At 45.3% G+C, this 530-nt stretch carries 1 pseudogene; it reads left to right on the plus strand.

Annotated elements, in window-relative coordinates:
- Positions 1–530, plus strand: a pseudogene (locus GMD4S_RS10305) (type VII secretion protein EssC); the annotation flags it as partial.

Genomic DNA, 530 nt, shown 5'->3' on the forward strand with positions numbered 1-530 from the left:
TTTTGTCTACAATCAACGAACACGGGACCAAGTTCTGAATAGTTTGAACCAAATCTTGAAACTACGCCGTAGTCAAAAGGAAGAAGCAACCCACAAGGAGAGCACCCTCTTCCATCCCCATTACGTGGTTCTAGTGACCGATGAAAAGTTGATTTTGGATCATATCATCATGGAGTTCTTTACCGAAGATCCAACGGAATTAGGCTGCTCTCTCATCTTTGTAGAGGATGTCATGAGTTCCTTGTCTGAGAACATCCAGACAGTGATCAATATCAAGGACCGTAATACAGGCCAACTGGTCATGGAAGAAGGAGTTTTGAAAGAGACGGATTTCCGTTTGGACCATTTCCCAGCAGATTATGACAAGGAGCGGATCGCCCGTACCTTGGCACCGCTCAATCACCTCCAAAATCTTAAGAGTTCCATCCCAGATTCTGTGACCTTTATGGAAATGTATGGGGCGGAGACCTTTGAGGATTTGCAGGTATCGAGCCGTTGGAAAAAGAACGCACCTTACAAGAGTTTGGCTG

This window comes from Streptococcus sp. GMD4S (assembly GCF_000296955.1).